This window comes from Photorhabdus stackebrandtii (genome assembly GCF_011189495.1).
Lineage (GTDB): Bacteria > Pseudomonadota > Gammaproteobacteria > Enterobacterales > Enterobacteriaceae > Photorhabdus > Photorhabdus khanii.
This window is the reverse complement of record NZ_PUJV01000038.1, coordinates 1-24,237: the sequence shown is the minus strand read 5'-3', so window position 1 is coordinate 24,237 and position 24,237 is coordinate 1. Positions and strand designations below refer to the sequence as shown.

The window sequence follows — 24,237 nt, the reverse complement described above, 5'->3', positions numbered from 1 at the left end:
ATAATCAGAAAGGGAAAGAGAACCCGCTAAGACAGGTAAGTGCTGAGCGGTGACAAACTGACGTCCAGTATGAATAGAAGGTTCCCGTTTTCGAATGAATAAGGTCATAAAAGATCTGCGCTTAAAAGAAGTACGCAGATCTTAACGGATAACACGCGCCTTTTGCGACACCCTCGCACTGGGCGAGGGTTTACGGCGGGTCTTGCTAAAAAAGTGCAGCAATATTCAGCGGGTTAATCTGCAGTAACAAGTTCCAATATTTGCTGCCTGACATGTTCGAAAATAAGTGAACCGGTTTCCGCACTCGCACCGGATGTTTTAGAAAGAACCCCTCTCGTTGAAAATTCTTCTTTAATCGGTATCTGATAGATCCCTGCACGCGGGGAGTTTTCATGGTCAACCCGCTCAGCTCTAACCAAATCTGGACGCAAATGAAGCATCAAACTCGTTTCTGTCAACCCGGCATGCTCCGCATGCCAACCGGGAAAATCTGTCAAATGTTCACGAGTCCAGGCATCAGATACCAAACTCCACCAGCTAAACACGATAACGGAACGATCTTTAAAGTGACCCGCTGTCCGTGATTCGTCTACCGCCTCGAAAATAAAACCTTCATTCTCGTAATGACCATTAATGATCACAAGTTGCTTGAAAGGTAATGAGCACAAGCTCTTAATTGCCCGGCCTATATAAGCTGTAAATGTTGATCCATCGACGTAAATCGTGCCGGGAAACTCAAGTCCACCCCCGCTCTGTGGCAATGATCTTACCGATAATGGCTGTACCGGCAATGTGAACCCACCAATATCATTCGCCAACACGCGGGCAAATGCTTCTGGGATCACGGCATCCACATTCAACGGCAGATGAGGCCCATGCTGCTCAATACCGCCAATCGGCCATATTAAAGTCTTACCTTCAACCGCAGTTAAAACCTGCTCACTGGTCAGTTCTGTAAATTCTCTCACTTGATTGTTCATTTTTCTAATACCTTACTTTGACATCATGATTTCAGCATGTTCAAGAACAATACGCCGCAGTGTTTTGTACATATGCCGATGAAGCGCAGTGTAAACTTGCACAGTATTAGCACCTGCAAGCATGTACTCATGAACGTCATTACCATCCTGAACGCCTCCCGATCCAAGTATCGGAATCGTCAGCCCTCGTTTACGCAGGTTATAGATAGCAGCAAGCACCAACGGTTTTATCCCTGGCCCTGAATATCCACAAACCCCATTAAGCAAAGCCTCGCCACTCACTCCGTCGAATACGATCCCCGAGATGGTATCGCTCAAAGTTATCGAATGAGCACCGCCTTCTATGGCTGCCTGAACACGACCATACAAATTGTCGCCAAGCGCGAGTTTGACAGAAAAAGAGGTATCCACTCGCTCTCTCACCGCTTTCGCATAGTTGAATACACGTTCCGGTGTATCTTCCGTAAAGTCATCTGCATGCAAGCACGAAATGCCCAATTCCAAGGGTGCATCGGTCACCTCTGAGATACGCGCAGCCAATGAACCTAACGCCCCAGGCGATTCTGCATGGATCGAGACTATCACCGGAAGCTGCTCATTCTTAAATTCACGGAGAATGGTCAACCAATGTTCAACTGTTTTCTTCGAGTAAGTCGTATTGTTCAACATCCCTGTACTGATGGAATAGGTCTTCTCTGTATGCAATTTTTCCGAATTCGGGTAAATGGTTTTTGTCACGACCGCCCCTGCGCCGTGAACGATAAACTGACGAATATATTTATCCTGATCAGAAAGCAGACCCGATCCAACAATAATTGGATTTTTTATCTTCATGCCCAAAACATCATAGATTTGTTCAATAACTTGATTTTTCATCGCAACTCCTTGACTGCCCCTCTTCCTAAGGAAGAGGGGCAGTCAATAACGTCATTCGCTACAGTAATAAACAACATAGTGATGGTTTTAAAAGTAGCAATAAAAAAGAATACCTCCACGAATAAATCAAGATATTTTAACTTAAACAAAATAATTAATGCGCTACTACTATTAAGTAAGTAATCTCATTAATAAAAACGAGTGATAGATACCCCCATCATCCACTCAGGAAGATCGGCGAAAATTGAACCATACCAACACAGCCATCGCCAGAAGAAACAGAGACGCGGCTCCCATCACAGAAAAAACTGCATCGTCGAACGCTGATCTGGCAAGGTTTGCGAGAGCCAACCCAGCATCAGGCGCCATTCCTTCCGCAGCGATTAAAGCGCCATCAATACCATCTCTGGCAACATCATTAACCGGAGAATCAGCCGGAAGCTCAAGGGCATAACTATAAACAACCGACATGATGCTCCCCATTATCGCAATGCCCAATCCCCCGCCCAATTCATAGGAAACCTCTTCAACGGACGCCGCCATACCTGCCCGATTTGGCGGTATAGCCTGCATGATAGTACTGGACGCTGCCGTCATTGTTGCCCCAAGACAGGCTCCCAGCACAAAAAAGCAAATTACCTGCAAAGGCAGAGGAGCTGAAAAACTGGCCATGAGTGCAAGTATGGCAAAGGCATACATCAACAAAGATGTAATGAGCAATCGGGCACTCCCCAAACGAGGAAGAATCCAACCACTCACAGGACTTGCAACAATCGCGCCCAATGAAAATGGCAAGAAATATAGCCCCGATTGCAAAGGTGTTAATGACAATACAAGCTGCAAACGCTGGCTTAAAACCAGATTAATTCCCATCAAACAAGCAGAAGCCACCAACCCGGCGATCACTGAAGACGAAAAAGCCGGACTTTTGAAAAGATCGAAATCAATCAGCGGATGCACACTTCGTTTCTGGCGTCGAATGAATAACACCAGAAATCCCACCGACAAAGTGAAAGCCACAAGTACCCCGATATAGGAGGGCTCTCGCTTGGCGAACTCTTTGATGGCATAAGCAAAACTGATTAATACAACCATGATCTGCAATGAGCCAATAAGATCCCACGGATGAGAGGAATTTGTCTTAGAAGTTGGGACAAACAACCACGACAAGATTAATGCCAAAATCACAATGGGAACATTGATGAGGAACACCGATCCCCACCAAAAATATTCAAGCAATAAGCCTCCAATAAGTGGCCCTACTGCCGCTCCTCCAGAGGCAACTGCTGCCCAGATCCCAATTGCGAATGATTTCTCGTCTTCATCATCAAATGTCAAAGCGATAATTGACAATGTGGCCGGCATCATCGTTGCCGCCCCAACTCCCAGCAATGCCCTGGAAACAATCAACATTTCCGAGGAATAAGAGTAGGCTGCCATCAAGGATGAGCAGCCAAATATCATGAGACCACAAATCAGCAACCGTCTATGCCCAACGCGATCTCCCAGAGTACCCGCTCCCAACAACAGCCCAGAGACGACAAGAGGGTAGATATTCACTATCCACAACTTTTCCGTTGTGCTCGCATCTAAACTGTAGGTCAAACTCGGAAGCGCGGTATACAACACTGTCATATCGACAGCAACCAGTAATAACGCAGCTGAAACAGTAGAGAGCACCCACCATTTCTTTATAATATTCATTTCACTCATCCATTTTTACTTTAATATGTCATCTTCTGAGAAACCAGATTAATTCAGACAAAATTATTATTAGATTCTTACAATAAATCGTTAACGTTAATGCTAAGAGTGATATTTCTCTTTAGCTTTTTATTTAATTCAATTGCAGTTACCCCCTGAATAACACCTTGATTAACGAACTTAGTTACTCGACTACGTGACAACGAAAGCTTCTTGGTCAGGATCGAAATAAGTCTGACAGGTATAGGATACTCAAGCTGTACCGTGATTTGTGCAGCTAGCGTTTGAGCCATATCCTGAAGTTCTTTACCTTCTATAATAAAGTCAGGGGAACCGCCGAGTTCAGCTCTGTTTTTTGCCAATATCCGATAATCAAAGGCATATCGTCGAATTTCATCTTGATCATTATGTAAAAATCGTTCATACAAATCGCCATCCAATTTATTGACATTAATCCTCGAAAAAATATCAATATTCCAAGTGTAATCGCACTTTTCGCATTTATAGATACTCCACACATCCAATACTTTTTTTTGTGCATTAACCCTGAATGTACCTGCTGGATAAAACGCCTTTTTCATTTCACAGCCAGGGCAACGTTTCAAAATGGCCTGATAGCTTACAGGTCTCACTAACCATACAACATTTCTATTTGTCATAGTAGATCTACGTTTGAATTAGTTAAGTCGGTTCCGGCTAAATTAATCAATTTAAAATTTAAATTTGGTGATATTCTATAACATCAGATCTTAAAACTATTTATCAATTCGTTGCTTAAGTGACTTTAATGTTTTTATTTTAGGGAACTACGGATAAAACGAGGAGAATCGGGATGTGGTACGGTAGAACATGGGTTCCCCGTTTCCACATCCCGTTCAATAAACCAGAAGGGCAATTCATTTAAGATCTATCTCATTGAGAATTATTAACAAAATAACCCAACGAAATAGATTATTAATTACTTTTCACTCACATCAACAATACGATCTTGTTTAGGAAATGCGTTAATCGTTTTAACTTCATTAGCAAAACTCAGGCCTGCGGTTCCTTCTGGCGTCAAAATCTCTGGTGTGTCTTCCAGAGTCAGGCTAATAAAGGCAACCGGAATGCCCTAACCACACCGGCTTTATCATAACCGGGGTCAGTGGCACACCCGGCCAATAGAGCACGACCAACCACAACATAAGAAACTTATATTTATAATTCATCATGTTATCCTTTAGTAATTATAATTCACGTTTCGGGCAGTCAATCACGTCGAAATCTTTGCTGTAGCAAATGTAAAATTCATCACGATTGATCTGAATAGTTTTCCCTTTTAATGATGGGTTATTTTTCTGGAGGAACTTAATCAACTGTTCGTTAGATGGACGGCGATTCGGCAATACCAAACCATTAAACAATTCTTGCTGTTTACTGAAAAATTGATCTGGAGTTTCAAACGCACAAACTCCATGCTTTTCCCACTCGGCTTGCAGCAGATCTACACCTGGAGAAGTACACAGATAAGGTTTAATCACCTGATAATCCAGTGATGGCAAATCCCCCTTACACAAACGTGGATGTTTACGGATATTAGACCAGTCACGGCACCGCGCCATTGATTTACCATCACAAGTTTGCGCCCACAAGCCATGAATTATCCAGCCAAATTTATTTTCTGAGAAACATTGCAGTGCAAATTTTTTATATTCACTCTGTGCTTTGGCAATTTTATTATTCTTTTTCAGTTTGTTAATTTCATTCTCTTTGTTTTTACAAAATGCCGGAGAATAATTAATCGCCAGTTTGAAGTAATCTGTAGAGGCTTTAGCGTTCTGACCATAACGGTCATTTTTAGCAACGTAGTCATAATCTTCCGGTGGATTAGCGGGCAATATACAGGAAATAGCTTCTTCCGGTTGTGACTCTAAAGAATCAATTAATTCTGGTTGCTTCGCACAGCCGACAACCAATAAAACAAATACTGCCGGTAATAAGTTAGAAAAACGCATCATCGTTCCTTATGGGAAACTCTTTCCCTATTGAATGGCAAACAAAAACCTGCCCACAAGGGCAGGCGACTATTAAGATTATTTTTTTCCGGTCAGATCAATTTGATACACTGCAAAACCGACATCATCATTTTCCAGATATTTCACTGGATACTGAGAGAACTCTTTGATAAATTTCGCTGCTTTTTCACTCGGAGAAGTTTCGAAACGAATATCCAATTTCTTGTCGGTTTTGATTGGCATAATCGACCAGTTATTATCGGCCTTGGTCGCTACCATACCTTTCTCTTTAGACATTTTGACAATGTAAGAAGCCAGGATAGCGCGGTTCTCATCCGGTGATGCGAATGCAATATGACCTTCGCCTGTACCGGCAAATTTACCGCCATATGCACGATAATTATTGGTAGCAATCAGAAAGTTAGCTTGAGGATCGATAAGCTTACCCTGATAAGTCACCTCCTTGATACGGTTCGCCTCTTGATTGATGACCTGACAATCAACGTCATATTTAGCGGGTTGAGTCAGATCAATCTTATAATTCACGCCACTAATCGTGTCGAAGTTATAAGTACGGAAACCGCTCCAGTTCAACAGATACTGAGGCTGAGTTGAATTTGGATCGATCTGGTTATACATGCCGGCAGAACACTCCAACCATTCAATCACATCAGCACCGGTTACCTTCACAACAGCCAGTGTGTTTGAATATAGATAGAGATCCGCCGCGTTACGGAACGTCAAATCACCTTTTTCAACTTCGACGAAGTCTGCGGGGGCATTCTTACGACCACCGACTTTGAAAGGTGCCGCCGCTGCCAAAACAGGAATATCTGCTAAATCCGGATCACCCTGAATAAAATGCCGCGTGTAATCTGCCTGTGCATCATTCACGATCTGTACTGTCGGGTCACTTTGGATTAGAGCAAGATAGCTGTACATATTGGCGGAAGCTTTACCAATCAATTTACCGACAAAACCCCGGGTTCCCTGATGGGCTTGCTCGATAATCTTCACTAACTCGCTATCGCGCCCGACCAGTGCCTTTTTACCCACTTTGTCATAAATCGGGCGTGCTTCCGCCTTTGCTTCCGCCACCTTCCAGATCCCGCCATCATTGTTGATAACCATATCAACAACGCCCAAATGATCGCCCCACTGACCGGGCATGACAGCCGGAATACCATTAACCGTACCTCTGGCAACATCAACCCCTTTAATGTCTGCAAATTCCTCACTTGGGAACACACCGTGCGCATGACCAAACATAATCGCATCAATACCTTCAACCTCACTCAGGTAATAAACCGAGTTTTCAGCCATTGCCTTATAAGGCTCTTTGGAAAAACCAGAGTGAGGAATAGCGATAATCAAATCTGCGCCCTGTTTTTTCATTTGAGGAACAAATTTCTTCGCAGTTTCAGTAATATCGTTAACAACAACTTTTCCATCCAGATTGGGCTTATCCCAGATAGCAATCTGTGGCGGTACAAAACCGATATAGCCAATTTTAATGGTGTGATCTTTACCCTCCCGATCTTTCACTGACGTATCAACGATAATATAAGGCGTGAAATAGTTTTTACCGGTTTTAGCATCCATTATGTTGGCATTGATATAAGGGAATTTCGCACCCGCAATGACTTTTTTCAGATAATCCAAACCAAAGTTAAATTCGTGGTTACCAAAGTTACCCACGGTATAACCCATTGTGTTCATTAATTGATGGGCTGGATGAAATTCCCCTTTTTTCAGTCCCTTCGCCGCCATGTAATCTGCCAACGGGCTACCTTGAATCAAGTCACCGTTATCAACCAGAATCGTGTTGGAGGCTTCTGCTTTGGCCGCTTTAATTAAATTCGCAGTACGTACCAAACCAAATTGCTCTGTGGATTTATCTTTGAAGTAATCAAAGTCAATCAGATTACTGTGAACATCAGATGTTTCCATTACTCGCAAGTCAACCGTTGCAGCATTGACATTAAATGCGACCAATAAGGCTAATGTGGAAACCTTCAACACATACTTAACCATTTCACACCCCTTTTTAGGCTAGTTAAGGAGAACTTTAACTCTCCTTATCACTTTCAACTTAGAAGTACAGACGAGCTGCTGTTTCCAGAATAGTCTGTTTTTTATTCTCATAAGCTGGGTTGTCGCTGTGTGCACCATCATATGCCGCTGCAACGAACAAACGCCGGCTATTAAACTGCAAAACGTTTATCTAAACCAACGGTGTAAGCCTGTTTTTTATAGTTAACCGTATTTGCATTTCTATCACGCAGATAGTAACCCGCACACACACTAATTTCGATGTTATTCCAGTGCCATGAAAATCGAGTAGCTTTCTCTGATTCCTGAAACGATAAATAAACTAATCAAAGTGGCTAAAGATTTCATGTTTTTCATCATAAAATATCTATTACGATATTTTCGGATAAAACAAAACCATCTATGGATTATAAATTTCAAATATTATTTACAAATACTTTAGATATTAAGACAAAAACAATCATAAGTTTACAATTAAAACAATCTAAAGGCATTAATTAAAAACAGAGAAAAAGTTAATGCTTAATTACATTTTCAGATTATAGCCAGACAGTGTAACTTTAATTTCATCAATGATTTTTTGATATAAAAATTTATTTCCTGATCGGAGTGACACACTCACCACCAAACACCCATTTTTTCAGCAAATCCGGCAACGTCTGATAGAGACGATCCACATTCAGGATAAATTGACACAAGAGACTAGGGCTTACCTCTGTGATTCGTTATCATGCGGACTTATGTTTGAGATGCTCAACGATTAAATGAGCAAAAATATGGGATAACTTCAATGTTGTGGTTCAAAAATTTAATGATTTACCGTTTAAACCGGGAAATTTCACTTTCTGCGGATGAACTGGAAAAACAATTAAGTCCGTTAGCGTTCACCCCATGTGGCAGTCAGGATATGGCGAAAACAGGCTGGGTATCGCCAATGGGTTCGCACAGCGACGCTTTCACCCATGTTGCGAATAATCAAATCCTGATTTGCGCCCGCAAAGAAGAGAAGATGTTGCCTTCACCGGTTATCAAGCAAGCGCTACAGGCAAAGATTGAAAAACTGGAAGGAGAGCAGCATCGCAAACTTAAAAAAACAGAGAAAGACTCTCTGAAAGATGAGATATTGCACACCTTGCTGCCACGGGCATTTAGCCGTTTCAGCCAAACTTATATCTGGATCGATATAGCCAATAATCTCATCATTGTTGACGCCGCCAGCGCTAAACGGGCCGAAGATAATTTGGCATTACTGAGAAAAAGCCTCGGCTCTTTACCTGTTGTTCCTCTGACATTTAAAGAGCCAATAGAATTAACCCTGACAAAATGGGTACGTTCCGGTGATCTGCCGGCGGGCTTTGCTTTAATGGATGAAGCCGAACTGAAAGCAATTCTGGAAGAAGGTGGGGTAATCCGCTGTAAAAAACAGGATCTGGTTTCTGATGAAATCGCCACCCATATTGAAGCCGGAAAATGTGTTACCAAGCTGGCTCTCGACTGGGAAGAGCGTATTCAGTTTATGTTGTCAGATGATGGTACTTTCAAACGCATAAAATTCAGTGATACCCTGCGTGAACAAAATGATGATATCGACCGGGAAGATTATACCCAACGGTTTGATGCTGACTTTATTTTAATGACTGGTGAATTAAGTGCACTGATTAAAAACACCATTGACGCATTGGGTGGCGAAGCGGAAAAATAACAGCAGCCCTTAAGCTATCCGCCGCTTTGGATTATTTTTCAGAGCGGCATTTTTATGCCTTTCTTAACTTTATACTTTCATTTGGAGAGAAAGAAATCCAAAATTTCCTCGGCCATATTAATATGATCTGGCAGGATTCTTAGGGATTTAAACTCACTACACAAGACTGGTATAAGTTCCAACAACTAACAAAATAGAACCCCATCTAGTCAATAATAGTGCTCATATCTACAAGTATGAGTAATTGGATTCACTAACGAATAATAATCCTATTCACTGTATAACTTTACAATTACTTAATACTAACCTCTCCGTTTAAACAGCTCTTATTCTTATAAAAACTTATAGTAAATAATATTATTAAATATAACATGTAGCTGAGGTTATATTTACTGATAATTTTGCCAAAGTAGAGTTTTAATTACTATTAAAATAAATACAATAATCCTAATTTTTATTGTAATATCTTTCTTACCAACCAACATAAGCAATAAATAAATTTATTTTCGTTCTGACACAGGTAAAAACAGATGAATAAAGAATTTCATGAAGCGAACCGTTTGTCGTGGAATGCCGCTACTGTTGCTCATAACAGTCATAAAGGTGATCAGGCCGTTTTTTTCAAGCAAGGCGGCAACACTCTCTATCCGGAGGAATTATCACTATTGGGTGATATAAAAGGTGTAAATATCTTACACCTACAATGTAATTCGGGTCAGGATACTTTAAGTTTGGCGCACTATGGCGCCAAGGTAACCGGAGTCGATATTTCTGATGAAGCGATTAATTTCGCCCGTCAATTATCCTACGATAGTGGCATTCCAGCCCAATTCCATCGCGCTGATATTTTTGATTGGATGGAACAAGCCATTACAGAAAATTTAAAATTTGATCGGATTTTCTGTTCTTATGGTGTATTGGTTTGGATTTCTGATCTGAAAAACTGGGCCAGACTTATTTCACAATTATTAACACCTGAAGGAAAATTTGTACTCATTGAATTTCATCCATTCGCTCTCTATTTTAATGCACAATGGAAGCCACATTATGACTATTTCAGGGAAGGCGCAATAATTGAAGAAAACGGTGTTCACGATTATGCTGCTGAATCCACCGAAACCCTCTGTCCAAGTGGCATGATAGAAGAAGGTATTAAAGATTTCCAAAATCCTCACCGTAGTTATGAATTTTACTGGGGGATCAATGAAGTACTCAATGCTCTGATACAAGCAGGATTACGCATTGAACAATTCAATGAATACCCTTACTCGAATGGATGGGGTGGATTTGAAGGAATGCGTCATATCGGTGGCGGCAAAATGGTACAACCGGAAGGAATGCCCCGTATGCCGCTAATGTATGGTGTGCTGGCAGGGAAATAATAAGACACTCCGTGTAACAATCGCCAGTCTGTTGCTCAATATCACCTTACTGGCGATAATACCGATCTTTTCAAAACCCAATAACAGAATTAAAGCTATTTACCGTAACCCTATAAATCCAATTAAGGTGTTCAATGAATTCGGCGAAAAAAGGTTATCAACCACCTTTCTCAATTACAGTTAAAATGATCCAATTAGTCGCCGAAATCAGTGAGAATATCGGGCGGTTAAGTACAGAACAGGAACAAGCAAAAGCCCTGCGATTGAGACGTATCAATCGGATACGAACAATTCATGGCTCGCTGGCGATTGAAGGTAACTTGCTTGACACAAGCCAAATCACAGCAATTATTGAGGGAAAGCGAGTCATCGCACCAATCAACGAAATACAGGAAGCACGTAACGCTATTTTAGCTTATGAGCAGCTCCAGCATTGGCATTTCACATCAGAACAGAACTTACTGGAAGCCCACTCTGTTCTGATGAAAGGGTTAATAGATAATGCAGGTCGTTACCGGAATAGTGGCGTTGGTGTCATGAATGGAGAAAAAGTCATTCATATGGCTCCGCAGGCAAACCGGGTTCCAAAACTGATGGCTGATCTTTTTTACTGGCTGAACTCTACGGATATTCATCCACTTATTGCCAGTTGCATCTTCCATTATGAATTTGAATTTATTCACCCGTTTGCCGATGGTAACGGCAGAATGGGCAGATTGTGGCAGACATTAATCTTAAATCAATGGAACTCATTATTTGAATTCATTCCAGTTGAAAGTCTGGTTTACAAGCATCAGGCTGATTACTATCAAGCAATTAATCTCAGTACCCAACAAGCTGATTGTGCAACCTTTATTGAATTTATGTTGAGCATGATACGTGACGCAATTCTAGAATCTACCCATCAGGCTACCCATCAAGCTAGCCATCAGGTTACCCACCAGGTTAGACAATTAATTATGGCGTTGGAAGGAGAAATGAATCGTGAGCAACTTCAATTAGCGCTTGGATTAAAAGATCGCAGCTCATTCCGTCTACGCTATCTGCAACCTGCACTAGAAGCCGGATTGATTGAAATGAGTCATCCAGAAAAACCCAGTAGTCCATTACAAGGTTATCGTTTGACAGAAAAAGGGTTGCATTTAAAACAACAATAAATTAGCTCTCCAAACTATTCGTTATTATTAAACAGGCTCTTCTCAGAGCCTGACAGGTTAAAATAATTTTATCCCTTGATTTAACTTATTAATAAAACAGGAAAAAAACTTGCCATAACATTTCTATTTTATATCAAACTAATGATGACTGAACTCTAATGAATATAATGTTACCGTTGAAGGAGTTGCTCCTTTATCTACCAGAGTTAATTTATTATTAGATATAGACACATTAATTTGGTTGGTCACCTCTGGCGGTGATATTTGTTCCAATCCCCCGCCTTCTTTAATACGGTATGCTTTAACTTTAAATTTTTTATAACCTATATGGTTAATCACCACAGTAACACCTTGGTCACTATTCGTATAATCACGACTTTTAGCTCTCAACAAATTATCATCCGGAAGTTTCTGAACAGGATCATGTTGCACTACCATATTATCAGAATTCATTGTTGTCGGATCAACACCACCAAACCATTTGTTTTTGCTCCAGGTATCGGTTAATTGATTAAGTGATCGGCTAGTATCCAAATAATATTGTTGATATAGATAATCAGGTGCCGAATTACTATCTGCAAAACTCTTATCAACTTTATAATTTGCAGCTAAGATATTAACTTTATTGCCTTCTGCATTCTCAGCCGCCAAAACGGTTAAGCCTGTGGAAAAATCCTTATTACCACTTAAGATATAAGGTGTTTCAAACATTCTGGAAAACAGATAAAAGGACTGAGCTGAATACGTACAGCAATTTTTAACGCATGGATTTTTAGGACTAGATTGATTATTAAACAGACCAAAAGATAGGCCATCACCTCGATAATAATAAGCTCTATCGGCTTTGGTATATTGCATATAAATAAACGTGGAAGCAATATATGCCGCATTTTTAGGGCTCTGCACCTTTGTATATGTATTTTTCGTCCCAATAGCGCTGGAATTCCACTCAGTACAGAAACTTTCTGCATCGGTAAAACCATAAGTATTCAAACTTTGTTGAACCGCATTCCCCACGTCAATAATGTTTTGTGGGTCTCCAGTTATAACGTATCCATGCCAGGAAAAGAAATCTAACGGTACATCATTATCTTTACAATATCGTAAGAATCCATCAACATAATCTTCAAGTTTTCTATTAACAAACGCAATACCAGCGCCACCTACTTTAACCGAAGGATCAACAGCTTTAATTATTCTTGCAATTTTCGCATATAATTTATAATATTTTTTAGGATCATCACTGTTCCAGAAATAAAGTAAGTCAGGTTCATTCCAAACCTGCCAATAAGTTATTTTTCCCGGCAAGCCGATTCTGGCATAGTTTAAAGCATAGCGATTCACTAAGATGCCCACTAACATTGCATAAATATCAAAATCTTGTGGTATTTCATAACCACCCTCACCGGAACGCCCAATACGAAACATGATTTGTCGCTGAATATTACAGGGATTCAACTCGGCTTTATTATTCATAATATCGCGCAGATAAGCGTCAGTCATTTTATAATTAGCCTCTTTTAATGCAAGACTAATATCATGATTTCTCATCCCAGCAGCAGCATAGGGAAAAATGCTTCTGATATTTGAAATATCAGAAAATAGTCTTTTAGCCGCGAGTTTATTTTCTTCTGGGACATTAATAATCATTTGACTCTGATCACTTAGTCTATCCACCTGGAAATAGTTATCCATATCGCCAATACCAAAACCATCATGAAGCCGGATATGGGTAATGCCCATCTGATTAAATTGATCATCTAAATCGGGGAAGCCAGGTGCCAGAGATTTAGGTACACCATTCAAGCCATTAACCTCTTTAAGCAATGAGTGATGCCCAGCCGATAAATCTCGATGATTTTTATTGAATGAAAAAATTTTAGTCATAATAAACCTCTATGTTAATTAAAAAATTACATTATCAATGACAATCATTGTATACACTCTGAATTAAATACATTTCGTCCGACTCCTCATGATTAAAAAGGCTCCTTTCAGAGCCTAATGGATTAAAATAAACCTCTTATACATGACTATAATTATTTTATTTTCCACTTAATAATAAAACAAAGAAAAATAACTTACTATAATATTTTAATTTCATAAGAACTAATGATGGCTTAATTCTAATGAATATAATGTCACCGTTGAAGGTTTTGCCATTTTATCCACTAATGTTAATTTATTATTAGATATAGATACGGTAATTTGGTTAGTCACCTCTGGTGGTGTCATTTGTTCCAATCCTCCGCCTTCTTGAATACGGTACGCTTTAACTTTAAATTTCTTATAACCTATATGATCAATCACTACGGTTACACCTTGATCACTATGAATATAATCACGACTTTTCGGTCTTAAATACGTATCAGTCGGAAGTTGTTGTACCGGATCATTTTGCACTACCGCATTATTATGATGAATTGTTGTCGGATCAATACCACCAAACCATTGATTCTTGCTATAGGTATCGGTTAATTGTTCCAATGTTCGGCTAGTATCCAGATAGTATTGTCGATATAAATCCGCAGGAACGGGAGCGACATTACCATCTGAAAAACTCTTATCAACTTTGTAATTTGCCGCGAGAATATTAATTTTATTACCTGCTTCATTCTCGGTTGCCAAAACGGTTAAACCTGTTGAGAAATCCTTATTACCACTTAATATATGAGGTGTTTCGAACATTCTGGCAAAAAGACTAAAGGATTGAGCTGAATACGTACAGAAATTTTTAACACATGGGTTTTTAGGATTAGGCTGATTATTAAACAAGCCAAAAGATAAGCCATCGCCTCGATAATAATGCGCTAGGTCAACTTTCGCATATTGCATATAAATAAGTGATGAAGCTATATATGCTGCATTTTTAGCACTCTGCACTTTTGTAAATGTATTTCTCGATCCAAAAGGACTGGAATTCCATTCAGTGCAAATACTTTCAGTCTCGGTAAAATCATAAGTATGCAAACTTTTCTGAATCGTATTACCCATATCAATAATGTTTTGCGGGTCTCCAGTATCAACATATCCATGCCAGGAAAAGAAATCCAATGGTACATTATTATTCTTACAATACCGGAAAAATCCATCAATATAATCACCGCCTGCATTATTACTAAACGAAATTCCAGCACCACCGACTTTAGCATCAGGATCAACAGCCTTAATCACTCTCACTACTTTTTCATATAATACATAATATTTTTGTGGATCATCAGTATTCCAGAAAAACAGTAAATCAGGCTCGTTCCAAACCTCCCAATAAGTTATTTTTTTCGGCATTCCAATATTGGCATAGTTTACAGCATAACGATTCACCAAAGCCTTAACTAATATTGCATAAATATCAAAGTCTTCTGGTATTTCATAACCGCCATCAAGAGAACGCCCGATGCGAAACATGATTTGACGCTGAATATTATCTGGACTCAGATCTGCTTGATTATTCAGAACATCGCGCAGATAAGCATCCGTCATTTCATAATTAGCATCTCTTAATGCAAGATTAACATCATGATTTCTCATCCCAATAGCAGCATTGGGAAAAATACTTCTAACATTTGCAATATCAGAGACAAGTTTTTTAGCCGCGGGCTTATTTTCCTCTGGAACATTGACAATCATTTGATTTTGATTATTCTTCCTATCCACTTGGAAATAGTTATCCATATCACCAATACCAAAACCATCATGAAGCCGGAGATGTTTGATTCCCATCTGATTAAACTGATCATCTAAATCAGGGAAGCCAGGCGCCAAAGATTTAGGCACACCATTAACACCATTAACTTCTTTAAGTAGTGAGTGATGCCCTGCTGATAAATCTCGACAATTCTTATTAAAAGAAAAAACTTTAGTCATAATAAACCTCTATATTAATTAATAGATTATATCTTTATAAATCAAAAACAATATCAGAGAATAAATATATCCCTCTGATAATTCAATAATAATAAATGAGGCGAATACTTAGATAATAATTAAATATCTCTTTTAACTACTCATTAAAGTTATCAGTTATTAATTTAGATTTGGTTTATTAACCAACTAATTACATTGATATAATTACCAACAACAATAAGAACAACACTGTAGTTTACTTGATAATATCAGAATTAAAATAATCACAAAAATAAAGCTCCCAGTAAGAAATTGATAATAATAATCATAAAATAGCACAAGGTAAAACCATATAGTCAGTAAACTTTACCAATGAATATATAATTGCAAGTCATTAATACGTGCTATAAATATACTTGAAGTTTTAGTCATTTAATAAAATTCCTTGCAATTTTAAATTATCCATTACCAAGCAATATTAAAAAATAAAAACAAATGACTACATTCATAATAATCGCACTGCTAATTTTATTATCTATAGAGAAAAATTATCAGATAATAATAAAAAATACCAAACAGTTAATATATGTGAAATATATTCTTGCATTTTATGCAAAGCACTTATACGTTAAATATAGATTTACAAAGTTAAAAAAAGAATGAAATATAAAACTCACACATAATGAGGTAACAATAGTGATGACCAAGAAAAATGCTTTATTGACTGGTGCAACAGGTTTTATCAGTGCATATGGGCAGGGAGCGTGAAACAAACAGCCTTGGAATACCAAGGCCGTTCAGAGTGCAGTTAAATAACCAGTGCCTTCTGGTCAATTAAATTAAGTATACGCAATGCAGCGCCATTAGGTTTTATTTCACCTCGCTCCCATTTCGATACGCTTTCTTTTGTCATGTTTAATATCAAAGCAAGCGAAGATTGGGAAATGTTGTATTGAGCACGGATCCGCTTAATATCATCCCCTGTCATAGAGAGTATATTTCCGTATTTTTCTTTTAGCTCTCTGTCTTTAATTCTGGCTTCAATACGGCGAACTGACTCACCATCTGTTAAACCCGCAGCCTCAATTTCCTTAGCGAAATCAAGCATTTCATTCATTTTACTGGTCATCTTTAACCTCCACCAATAGTGATAGCTCAATCATTTTATTAATTTGGGTATCATTAAAATCTAAAAAAGCCTTAGCAATATCTGGAACAAGAATTGAAGACATGGATGTTATCGAAATCAATGAAGCTTTTGCTGCACAGACTCTGGCTGTAATGAAAGAGCTTAATATTCAATGGGATGCATCCCATGTCAACTGTAACGGCGGTGCTATCTCTCTGGGACATCCATTAGGTGCATCTGGGGGACGGATTTTAGCGAATGCCGTCTATCAATTACACCGCCAACAAGGAAAACTGGCCTTATGTACTATGTGCATTGGCGTTGGACAAGGAATCGCGATGATCCTTGAGAAAGTTTGATCACTTTTCTATTAACGCTAAATCGCCTTGGCAAGCCACTCCTGCAATAGTGATATAAATACCGTTAATTTTGCTGGCGGGTACGCAAGTGCCCGTAATAAATAAATACCATCCTTACGTTCATCAGGATCATTGAACAATGCAATAAGCTCTCCAGAACGAATATCCGATGAAACAACCCAGTTAGGAAAAAGCCCTACTCCAAATCCATTGACGGCGGCCATTCTCAATGTGTCAAAGTCGTCACTGCGAAAAATCCTATTCTCATTGCTGAGATTGATATCATCCTGATAGTGTGACCAACAAATGCCAGCAGGATCATGATGTTTATCAAGCAAATAATGGTTAGATAACTCAGAAAGTGTTGTCGGAGCCCCGTACTTCTGGATATAACCTGGACTGGCGCAAACAACCCAAGTCTGTGTGGCGATCCGTTTTGAATAAAGCGAACTATCTTTTAATTCACCAATCCGAATAACCGCATCGAGACGATCCCTAACGGGATCAGTCAATCTCTCTGTTTGATCAAGTTCAACTTGAATTTTGGGATATTGGATGAATAGTTCTTCCAGCATGGGAATTATATGGTGACGCCCAAACGTTGGCAGACAGGCGACACGCAGTACCCCTTGCGGTTCTCCATCCAAAGCCGCTAACTCAGCCTGGATATCGACAAGATTATCGATAATATCTTGCGCTCTTGAAAACAAAATCTCTCCTGCGTCAGTCATTGATAAACCACGGGTAGAACGCAGGAAAAGTTTTACCTCCAACATCTGCTCAAGGCTGTCTATCTGACGTGTAATAGATGAAGCTGCCATGCCCTGTAGACGAGCAGCAGCTGAAAAACTCTGTGAATGGGCAACATTAACGAATGTTGCCAGAATATCGGTACGTAACAAATCTTTCATCATAGATTTTACCTATATATGATTAAACGTATCTGATATTACAAGCAAGGTATGGAATTTGATAGCGCTATCAATTTTGCATTCTATGCAAAGCAATTTCGCTTGCCATCTTTATTCCCGCAATCCTGAGATAGTGGCAGAATTCTTTTACGGTAATACAGATCAAATGCTGGAGGTTTTCGTGTCAAACACAGCAATCAAACCCGATCCTACTTCTTCTATTTCTCTCATATTATTATCTGCCGCTTGCGGTTTTGCTGTGGCTAATCTTTATTATAACCAGCCATTATTACCGGCAATAGGCATAAGCTTTGGCATTGATGGCGCAACATCCGGTTGGATCGCCACGTTAACGCAAATTGGTTACGCTGCGGGGCTTTTCTTTTTTGGCCCTCTTGGGGATACATTAAGTCGTCGTAAGCTTATTTTCTGTCTACTAATCGGCAATATAGCCAGCCTTATCTTATGTGCCACCGCACCGAATTTTATATGGTTTTTGACCAGTAGCCTGATATTAGGGCTAACCTCTATTTCAGCACAAATTATCATTCCGGCAGTATCTGGGTGGGCAGCGCCAGAAAAACGTGGCCGGGTTGTAGGAAATCTGATGAGTGGCCTTTTCGCGGGAGCACTGCTTGCCAGAACACTGAGTGGCGCAGTCGGAGAGCATTTCGGCTGGCGTGAAATGTTTTTACTGGCAGCTTTAATAGATCTGTTCCTGTTTTTTCTGGTCTGGTTTGTTCTTCCAGAAACAGCAACACCACAAACTATGGCTTATGGTCAGCTTCTTTCCTCACTCGGCAAGCTGGTTAAACAACAACCACTTTTGCGTGAAGCCGCTTTATCCGGTTTTTTGTTATTTGCCGCTTTTAATACGCTTTGGGGCTCTCTGGCCTTATTGCTTTCTCAACCCCCTTATGATTGGGGTAGTGATATCGTGGGTCTCTTTGGCTTGACAGGCATTGCGGGAATGTTGGCTTCATCAACAATGGGTTCAATGACCGATCGTTTCGGGGGAAGAGCTGTTGTGACTACTGGCGCTTTATTGGTGACGTTGGCCCTGTGCCTGATTGGTGGAACCCGTCACAGCATTCTGTTTTTATTCGCGGGTATTATTTTCCTGGATCTTGGCAGCAGAGCGGGTTTAGTGGCGAATCAAACACGGCTGTATACTTTACTACCTGATGCCCGGAGCCGACTGAATACTGTTTTTATGACATGCTATTTCTCCGGTGGCGCAGCGGGTTCCTCTTTGGGAGCGATAGCAGCCTGGCATCTTTCATGGAGTGGTGTCGCTCTCAGTGGCGGCGGATGCGCACTATTAGCAACTATTTTGGTTCTGTTTGGTGCGAAACGTCTGGTATAACCGCGCTCAGAAATAGCTTTATACACAATGGAATGCAGGTAACAAGTAATCAAATAAAAGTGAATATAATAAGTGGTAATCAACAACCGTGTAATTAGCCCAATTTGAGATGCATTAAAGAAACTATTAAAATAATGTTGGGTTGACAAAATCAGAAAGTTGCACCAGTATCAAGGTTGACAGATTTGAATTTTTGCACTCTTAGAGAAAACAGTAAATGCCAAACATCCGCTATCCTTGAGAATTCCATCCACAGTTAAGTGAAGAACGTTTAAGTATTATTGCAAAAGAATTACTCAATGTGCTTGTATTTATCGGGCACATCAGCTTTCTCTTTTAACCGATACTCAATACAAAACGGCTTTTTTGGGGCTTAAACGCAAGGGCGAAGCTATCGAGGAAAAAGAGGATTATCTTATTCCCCATGAGAAACCTGAATTATTTCATCGAGCAATAAAAGTGCTTATTAATGATGTTTGTATCAATATTGAAGCACTAGCCAAGCGTTTGAAAATTACAGTGCCAATGCTGCTTGAACTGGCTAACGATAGTTCACTTTATGAGCTTAACAATCAGACAGATTCTGTGAACGTCATTTCGATGTTCTCATATCGATCCAGGATAGCGTGATTATTCCCACCCTGACCAAATTAGGCTCTCATTACACAAACCAATTACCACGTTAATCTCACCGCGCTTTCCAGCGCGGTTATTTAATAGAAGGATTATTGATAACTAATCCGATGAAACCGCTTCCATTCCTACCAATCCCACTTTCAGATAGCCCGATTTACGCAGAGCATCCATCACACTCATCAGTGTTTCATAATCCACAGTTTTATCAGCCTGAAAGAAAATTGTTGTCTCTTTATTGGATTGGGTTGTCTGATCCAATACCGCCGCCAGAGTATCATGATCTACCTGTTGATCACCGACGTAAAGCTGACGATCAGCCTTAACCGTCAGAAATACCGGTTTTTCAGGACGGGGTTGCGGTTTTGCCGACGATGCGGGTAAATCCACTTTAATATCAACGGTTGCCAGTGGTGCCGCTACCATGAAGATAATCAGCAGCACCAACATCACGTCAATAAATGGTGTGACGTTGATTTCGTGCAATTCGCCGCTATCGTCCAAATTTTCATTAAGACGCATTGCCATACATCACCTTGTCTTGCTATTTGCCAAATCCAGATCACGGCCAAGCAGTAATAATGCCTGTGCCGCCATATCACCAACCTGACCACGGTAAGACGCGATCATACGGGCGAAGATGTTATAAATCACAACAGCCGGAATCGCCGCCACCAGTCCAAGCGCTGTCGCTAACAACGCTTCCGCGATACCCGGCGCCACTACTGCGAGGTTAGTTGTCTGTGAGTGAGCGATACCGATAAAGCTGTTCATGATCCCCCACACCGTACCAAACAGACCCACGAAAGGAGAAATCGCGCCAATAGTCGCCAAATAGCCGTTACCACGCCCCATATGACGGCTGATAGCCGCAACTGAACGTTCCAGACGGAAAGAGACACGCTCTTTTGTGCTATTCAGATCACTACTTTCACAAGATAGTTGGCGTTCTGCCTGTGCTTCATTCAGCAGTAAGCGGCTAATACTGAGTTTGCTGAAACCTTCTGCAATTTCCGCAGCCTGATCAAGACTCTTAACTTCCGCCAGAGCCAATTGCTCTTTACGTAAACGACGACCGGCAGCCAACAGTTCAGTTCCTTTTGAGAAGAACAGCGCCCAGGTAATAACAGAAGCAATCACCAGGCCAACCATCACGGTCTTAACAACAATGTCAGCGTTCTTATACATGCCCCAGATAGACAAATCGGTAGCAAAACCACTGGAAAGACTGGTTTCATCGGCTGAAACATCAGGAGCAACAACATCAGTAGCCACCGGAGTCACTTGGGTAGAGTCTGTAGCGGATGCCGTTTGTGGTGCAACCTGATTTGCCGGCGGTGCAGTTGTACCCGAAGTTGTTGAGGTCGCCGCCGGAGCAGGTGTTGCAATCTGTGCGGTTTTTGTCGTGGTATTGTTGTCTGTTGCAGATGCTGGTGTTGTATCAGCCAACGCTGAACCTGTCAGCCCGAACGCTAAGATAATTGAAGCAGTCAAATTACGCATCAGTTGGCCTTTACTCCCTTTCTTATAAACCTTGTTATTTAGCAGTGAATTACCTTTCGTCATCTCACTAACCTTATTTACACTGAGTCTTCATTCATCTTCGCCAGACTGAATGAAAATGAAGGCTGATGATATCAAACATTAAGTGATTTGATAGTAATTATCATTATTGTTTAATAAAAAAGTGTTACCCCTTCACAAAATAAAATCAAAGAAACCTCACTCACAAGTCATCAGATGAATTTTCGTCAAGTTGGCCTAATCCTTTTGTACAAAAAGGACTAAATCTTTTAACGTGTTAACTCTATTTTTTACACCATTTCAAACTTTGAAATTAAGGTGGCAATGGATCATGACAGAAAAAAAACTGGAAACTTCACTGGTCAATGCAGGCAGAAACCGTAAATTTACTCAAGGCGCAGTCAATCCAATCATTCAACGAACATCATCTGTGATTTTCGATTCTGTCGCATCCAAAAAGCAGGCAACACACAACCGCGCCAATGGCGAACTGTTTTATGGCCGGCGTGGCACCCAAACCCATTTCTCTTTTCAGGAAGCCATGGCTGAACTGGAAGGAGGCGCAGGTTGTACGCTTTATCCTTCTGGTGCCGCCGCGATCAGCAATGCCATTCTCTCTTTTGCCGCCGCCGGCGATCATATTCTGTTGACTGGTTCAGCTTACGACCCGACACAAAGCTTTTGTGACAAGATATTGTCACGGATGAATATAACTACCGATTATTTTGATCCGATGATTGGCGAGGAGATGGCTGAACTGATTAAGCCCAATACCAAAGTGGTGTTTCTTGAATCCCCAGGCTCCATCACCATGGAAGTACAGGATATTCCGGCGATTGTTCGCGCGGTACGGCAAGTCAATCCAGATATTGTCATCATGATTGATAATACCTGGGCCGCGGGTGTGCTGTTTAAGGCACTGGAGTTCGGCATCGATATTTCTATTCAATCCGGCACCAAATACATTGTTGGTCACTCAGACGCAATGTTAGGTATTGCCGTCGCAAACGAACGCTGTTGGGTGCAACTGCGGGAAAGCTCCTATTTGATGGGACAAATGGCGGATGCCGATACGGTGTATATGGCAAGTCGCGGGTTGCGGACTTTAGCCATTCGCCTGAAACAACATGAAAAAAGCAGTATCGAGATAGCACGGTGGCTGCAACAGAGATCCGAAGTTGCAGCAGTCTATCATCCTGCCTTCCCCTCCTGCCCCGGCCATGACAATTTCATTCGCGATTTCAGCGGCAGTAATGGCCTGTTCTCTTTTCAATTGAAAGAAAGATTAACACACCAGCAATTTTCAAATTATCTGGATAATTTTCACCATTTTAAAATGGCATTTTCATGGGGTGGTTTCGAATCACTGATCCTGGGTTATCAACCAGAAGAGATAAAAACAATACGCCAATACGATGCCCCACAAAGAACAGGCACCCTGTTCCGCTTGCATGTCGGGCTGGAAAATGTTCAGGATTTGATTGATGATTTAGCTGAGGGATTTAGTCGAATTTTTGCTGATTAATCTTATTGTTATCTAAGGTAATAAACTGAAAATCTCAACACTTAAAGACAATATAAACTCATTGTCATTACAATGCATTTGCATTACACTTTGTTAGAAAGATGATTAAATCAACATAATGAGGTCAAAATATGCACGCATTCCCAAGTGTTGAGTTCGAGGTTGGTGCAGAATCCAAACTTACCCGTCGCAGCCAAACAACCATTCCAACACCAGTTCGTAAAGCTCTCAAACTAAGACCGGGCCATGATAGTATCGAATATAAGATCTTATCTTCCGGTGATGTACTTATTAGTCGTAAAAACAACGAAGAAGAAAAAGATCCTGCAATTGAATCATTTCTGAACTTTCTGGCAAAAGACATTAAGGAACATCCTGAACAAGTACAACAATTAAGTGAACAGCTCATCAACCGGGCAAAATCACTTACCGCAGGAATAGACATAGATCTCAATAACCCACTATTTGCTGACGATGAGTAAAGGATTATGTACGATCGAGTATGTGTAATAAACGGGTGGGCTCTTTTTGCCCATCCGTGCTTTATAGAACAACTGAAACAAATAATAGATAAAGCCGAACAACTTCAACAGAAATATCCAAATGACTATCTGAAAAAAAATGATACAAAACGCTTGGCTGCAATCATAAAACTCGTTACTGAAATTATTCCCAGTGACCCAGCTAATATAGCCTTTCGTTTGGGCCATACATTAGGTGGCAAAAGAAAACACTGGTTCAGAGCAAAATTTTTCCAACAATATCGATTCTTTTTCCGTTTTCACACCGAAAGTAAAATTATTATCTTCGGTTGGGTAAATGATGAGAGAACAAAAAGGGTGTATGGTGATCAACACGACGCTTACAAAGTATTTGGTGAAATGCTTAACGCTGGACGCCCACCAGATGACTGGAATTCGCTTTTAAAAGAATCGAGATTCACCACACTTATGTGACTGCTCCCCGCCGTAAAGAGGGTGTCGCAAAAGCTCATGTTATCCATTAAGATCGGTGTTCTTTCTGTTAAACGCCGATCTTTTATGACCTTATTCACTCGAACGCTGGAATCGTCTGCTCACACCAAACGTCAGTTTGTCAAA

At 40.4% G+C, this 24,237-nt stretch carries 21 protein-coding genes and 1 pseudogene; 9 read left to right on the top strand and 13 right to left on the bottom strand.

Annotation, left to right across the window (positions count from 1 at the left end; all coding sequences use genetic code 11):
- Positions 1–233: 233 nt before the first annotated feature.
- From C5470_RS19875 to C5470_RS23005, 7 genes and pseudogenes are all read right to left on the bottom strand, one after another.
- The gene (locus C5470_RS19875) at positions 234–980 is read right to left on the bottom strand and encodes a creatininase family protein (RefSeq protein WP_166291431.1); all 747 of its coding nucleotides are present in this window, start codon (positions 978–980) and stop codon (positions 234–236) included.
- A gap of 12 nt (positions 981–992) precedes the next feature.
- On the bottom strand, positions 993–1,814 hold the full coding sequence (locus C5470_RS19870) for a beta/alpha barrel domain-containing protein (protein WP_242688154.1): 822 nt from the start codon (positions 1,812–1,814) through the stop codon (positions 993–995).
- A 267-nt stretch (positions 1,815–2,081) separates the two neighbouring features.
- Positions 2,082–3,560 carry an MFS transporter gene (locus C5470_RS19865; RefSeq protein WP_166291427.1) on the bottom strand — a complete coding sequence of 493 codons (1,479 nt, stop codon included), beginning with the start codon at positions 3,558–3,560 and terminating at the stop codon, positions 2,082–2,084.
- Positions 3,561–3,637: 77 nt separating this feature from the next.
- Positions 3,638–4,219 carry a DUF1062 domain-containing protein gene (locus C5470_RS19860; RefSeq protein ID WP_166291426.1) on the bottom strand — a complete coding sequence of 194 codons (582 nt, stop codon included), beginning with the start codon at positions 4,217–4,219 and terminating at the stop codon, positions 3,638–3,640.
- A 567-nt stretch (positions 4,220–4,786) separates the two neighbouring features.
- Positions 4,787–5,557 carry a ribonuclease T2 family protein gene (locus tag C5470_RS19855; RefSeq protein WP_242688152.1) on the bottom strand — a complete coding sequence of 257 codons (771 nt, stop codon included), beginning with the start codon at positions 5,555–5,557 and terminating at the stop codon, positions 4,787–4,789.
- A 75-nt stretch (positions 5,558–5,632) separates the two neighbouring features.
- Positions 5,633–7,588, bottom strand: a complete 1,956-nt coding sequence (locus tag C5470_RS19850) for a bifunctional 2',3'-cyclic-nucleotide 2'-phosphodiesterase/3'-nucleotidase (RefSeq protein ID WP_166291424.1) — start codon at positions 7,586–7,588, stop codon at positions 5,633–5,635.
- A 611-nt stretch (positions 7,589–8,199) separates the two neighbouring features.
- A pseudogene (locus C5470_RS23005) lies at positions 8,200–8,286 on the bottom strand (hypothetical protein); the annotation flags it as partial.
- A gap of 110 nt (positions 8,287–8,396) precedes the next feature.
- Between C5470_RS23005 and rdgC the strand changes: the two are divergent.
- The 3 genes from rdgC to C5470_RS19835 all read left to right on the top strand — a co-directional run bounded on the left by rdgC (position 8,397) and on the right by C5470_RS19835 (position 11,847).
- Entirely contained in the window at positions 8,397–9,308 is a 912-nt protein-coding gene (gene rdgC, locus C5470_RS19845) for a recombination-associated protein RdgC (protein WP_152962559.1), read from the top strand.
- Between the two features lie 530 nt (positions 9,309–9,838).
- Complete coding sequence (locus C5470_RS19840) at positions 9,839–10,690, top strand: class I SAM-dependent methyltransferase (RefSeq protein ID WP_036842331.1); 852 nt, start codon at positions 9,839–9,841, stop codon at positions 10,688–10,690.
- A 134-nt stretch (positions 10,691–10,824) separates the two neighbouring features.
- Positions 10,825–11,847 (top strand): Fic family protein, encoded by a 1,023-nt coding sequence (locus C5470_RS19835; protein WP_036842330.1) that lies wholly within the window; start codon positions 10,825–10,827, stop codon positions 11,845–11,847.
- A 138-nt stretch (positions 11,848–11,985) separates the two neighbouring features.
- Here the strand turns inward: C5470_RS19835 and C5470_RS19830 are convergent, their stop codons facing one another.
- The 3 genes from C5470_RS19830 to C5470_RS19820 all read right to left on the bottom strand — a co-directional run bounded on the left by C5470_RS19830 (position 11,986) and on the right by C5470_RS19820 (position 16,819).
- Positions 11,986–13,734: a GH39 family glycosyl hydrolase gene (locus C5470_RS19830; RefSeq protein ID WP_166291422.1), complete on the bottom strand. Its 1,749-nt coding sequence runs from the start codon at positions 13,732–13,734 to the stop codon at positions 11,986–11,988.
- 222 nt (positions 13,735–13,956) lie between these two features.
- The gene (locus C5470_RS19825; protein WP_166291421.1) at positions 13,957–15,711 is read right to left on the bottom strand and encodes a GH39 family glycosyl hydrolase; all 1,755 of its coding nucleotides are present in this window, start codon (positions 15,709–15,711) and stop codon (positions 13,957–13,959) included.
- A gap of 787 nt (positions 15,712–16,498) precedes the next feature.
- Positions 16,499–16,819, bottom strand: coding sequence for a helix-turn-helix domain-containing protein (locus C5470_RS19820; RefSeq protein WP_036842324.1), 321 nt, complete (start codon positions 16,817–16,819; stop codon positions 16,499–16,501).
- A 29-nt stretch (positions 16,820–16,848) separates the two neighbouring features.
- Here C5470_RS19820 and C5470_RS19815 point away from each other — a divergent pair, with 29 nt between their 5' ends.
- Complete coding sequence (locus C5470_RS19815) at positions 16,849–17,178, top strand: thiolase family protein (RefSeq protein WP_166291437.1); 330 nt, start codon at positions 16,849–16,851, stop codon at positions 17,176–17,178.
- Positions 17,179–17,195: 17 nt separating this feature from the next.
- Here the strand turns inward: C5470_RS19815 and C5470_RS19810 are convergent, their stop codons facing one another.
- Positions 17,196–18,092, bottom strand: coding sequence for a LysR family transcriptional regulator (locus tag C5470_RS19810; RefSeq protein ID WP_242688146.1), 897 nt, complete (start codon positions 18,090–18,092; stop codon positions 17,196–17,198).
- A 178-nt stretch (positions 18,093–18,270) separates the two neighbouring features.
- Between C5470_RS19810 and C5470_RS19805 the strand changes: the two genes are divergently transcribed.
- On the top strand, positions 18,271–19,455 hold the full coding sequence (locus tag C5470_RS19805) for an MFS transporter (RefSeq protein WP_331251344.1): 1,185 nt from the start codon (positions 18,271–18,273) through the stop codon (positions 19,453–19,455).
- Between the two features lie 366 nt (positions 19,456–19,821).
- On the top strand, positions 19,822–20,085 hold the full coding sequence (locus tag C5470_RS19800) for a hypothetical protein (protein WP_036842316.1): 264 nt from the start codon (positions 19,822–19,824) through the stop codon (positions 20,083–20,085).
- Positions 20,086–20,190: 105 nt separating this feature from the next.
- On the opposite strand, the gene exbD is transcribed toward C5470_RS19800, so the two are convergent.
- Together exbD and exbB are read right to left on the bottom strand one after the other, a co-directional pair.
- On the bottom strand, positions 20,191–20,616 hold the full coding sequence (exbD, locus tag C5470_RS19795) for a TonB system transport protein ExbD (RefSeq protein ID WP_166291419.1): 426 nt from the start codon (positions 20,614–20,616) through the stop codon (positions 20,191–20,193).
- 3 nt (positions 20,617–20,619) lie between these two features.
- Positions 20,620–21,591 carry a tonB-system energizer ExbB gene (exbB, locus tag C5470_RS19790; protein ID WP_152962726.1) on the bottom strand — a complete coding sequence of 324 codons (972 nt, stop codon included), beginning with the start codon at positions 21,589–21,591 and terminating at the stop codon, positions 20,620–20,622.
- A gap of 352 nt (positions 21,592–21,943) precedes the next feature.
- Between exbB and metC the strand changes: the two genes are divergently transcribed.
- The 3 genes from metC to C5470_RS19775 all read left to right on the top strand — a co-directional run bounded on the left by metC (position 21,944) and on the right by C5470_RS19775 (position 24,093).
- On the top strand, positions 21,944–23,137 hold the full coding sequence (gene metC / locus C5470_RS19785) for a cystathionine beta-lyase (protein WP_036842310.1): 1,194 nt from the start codon (positions 21,944–21,946) through the stop codon (positions 23,135–23,137).
- Between the two features lie 131 nt (positions 23,138–23,268).
- On the top strand, positions 23,269–23,619 hold the full coding sequence (locus C5470_RS19780) for a type II toxin-antitoxin system PrlF family antitoxin (RefSeq protein WP_152962567.1): 351 nt from the start codon (positions 23,269–23,271) through the stop codon (positions 23,617–23,619).
- A 6-nt stretch (positions 23,620–23,625) separates the two neighbouring features.
- Positions 23,626–24,093 (top strand): type II toxin-antitoxin system YhaV family toxin, encoded by a 468-nt coding sequence (locus C5470_RS19775; protein WP_036842304.1) that lies wholly within the window; start codon positions 23,626–23,628, stop codon positions 24,091–24,093.
- The last annotated feature ends 144 nt before the right edge of the window (positions 24,094–24,237 follow it).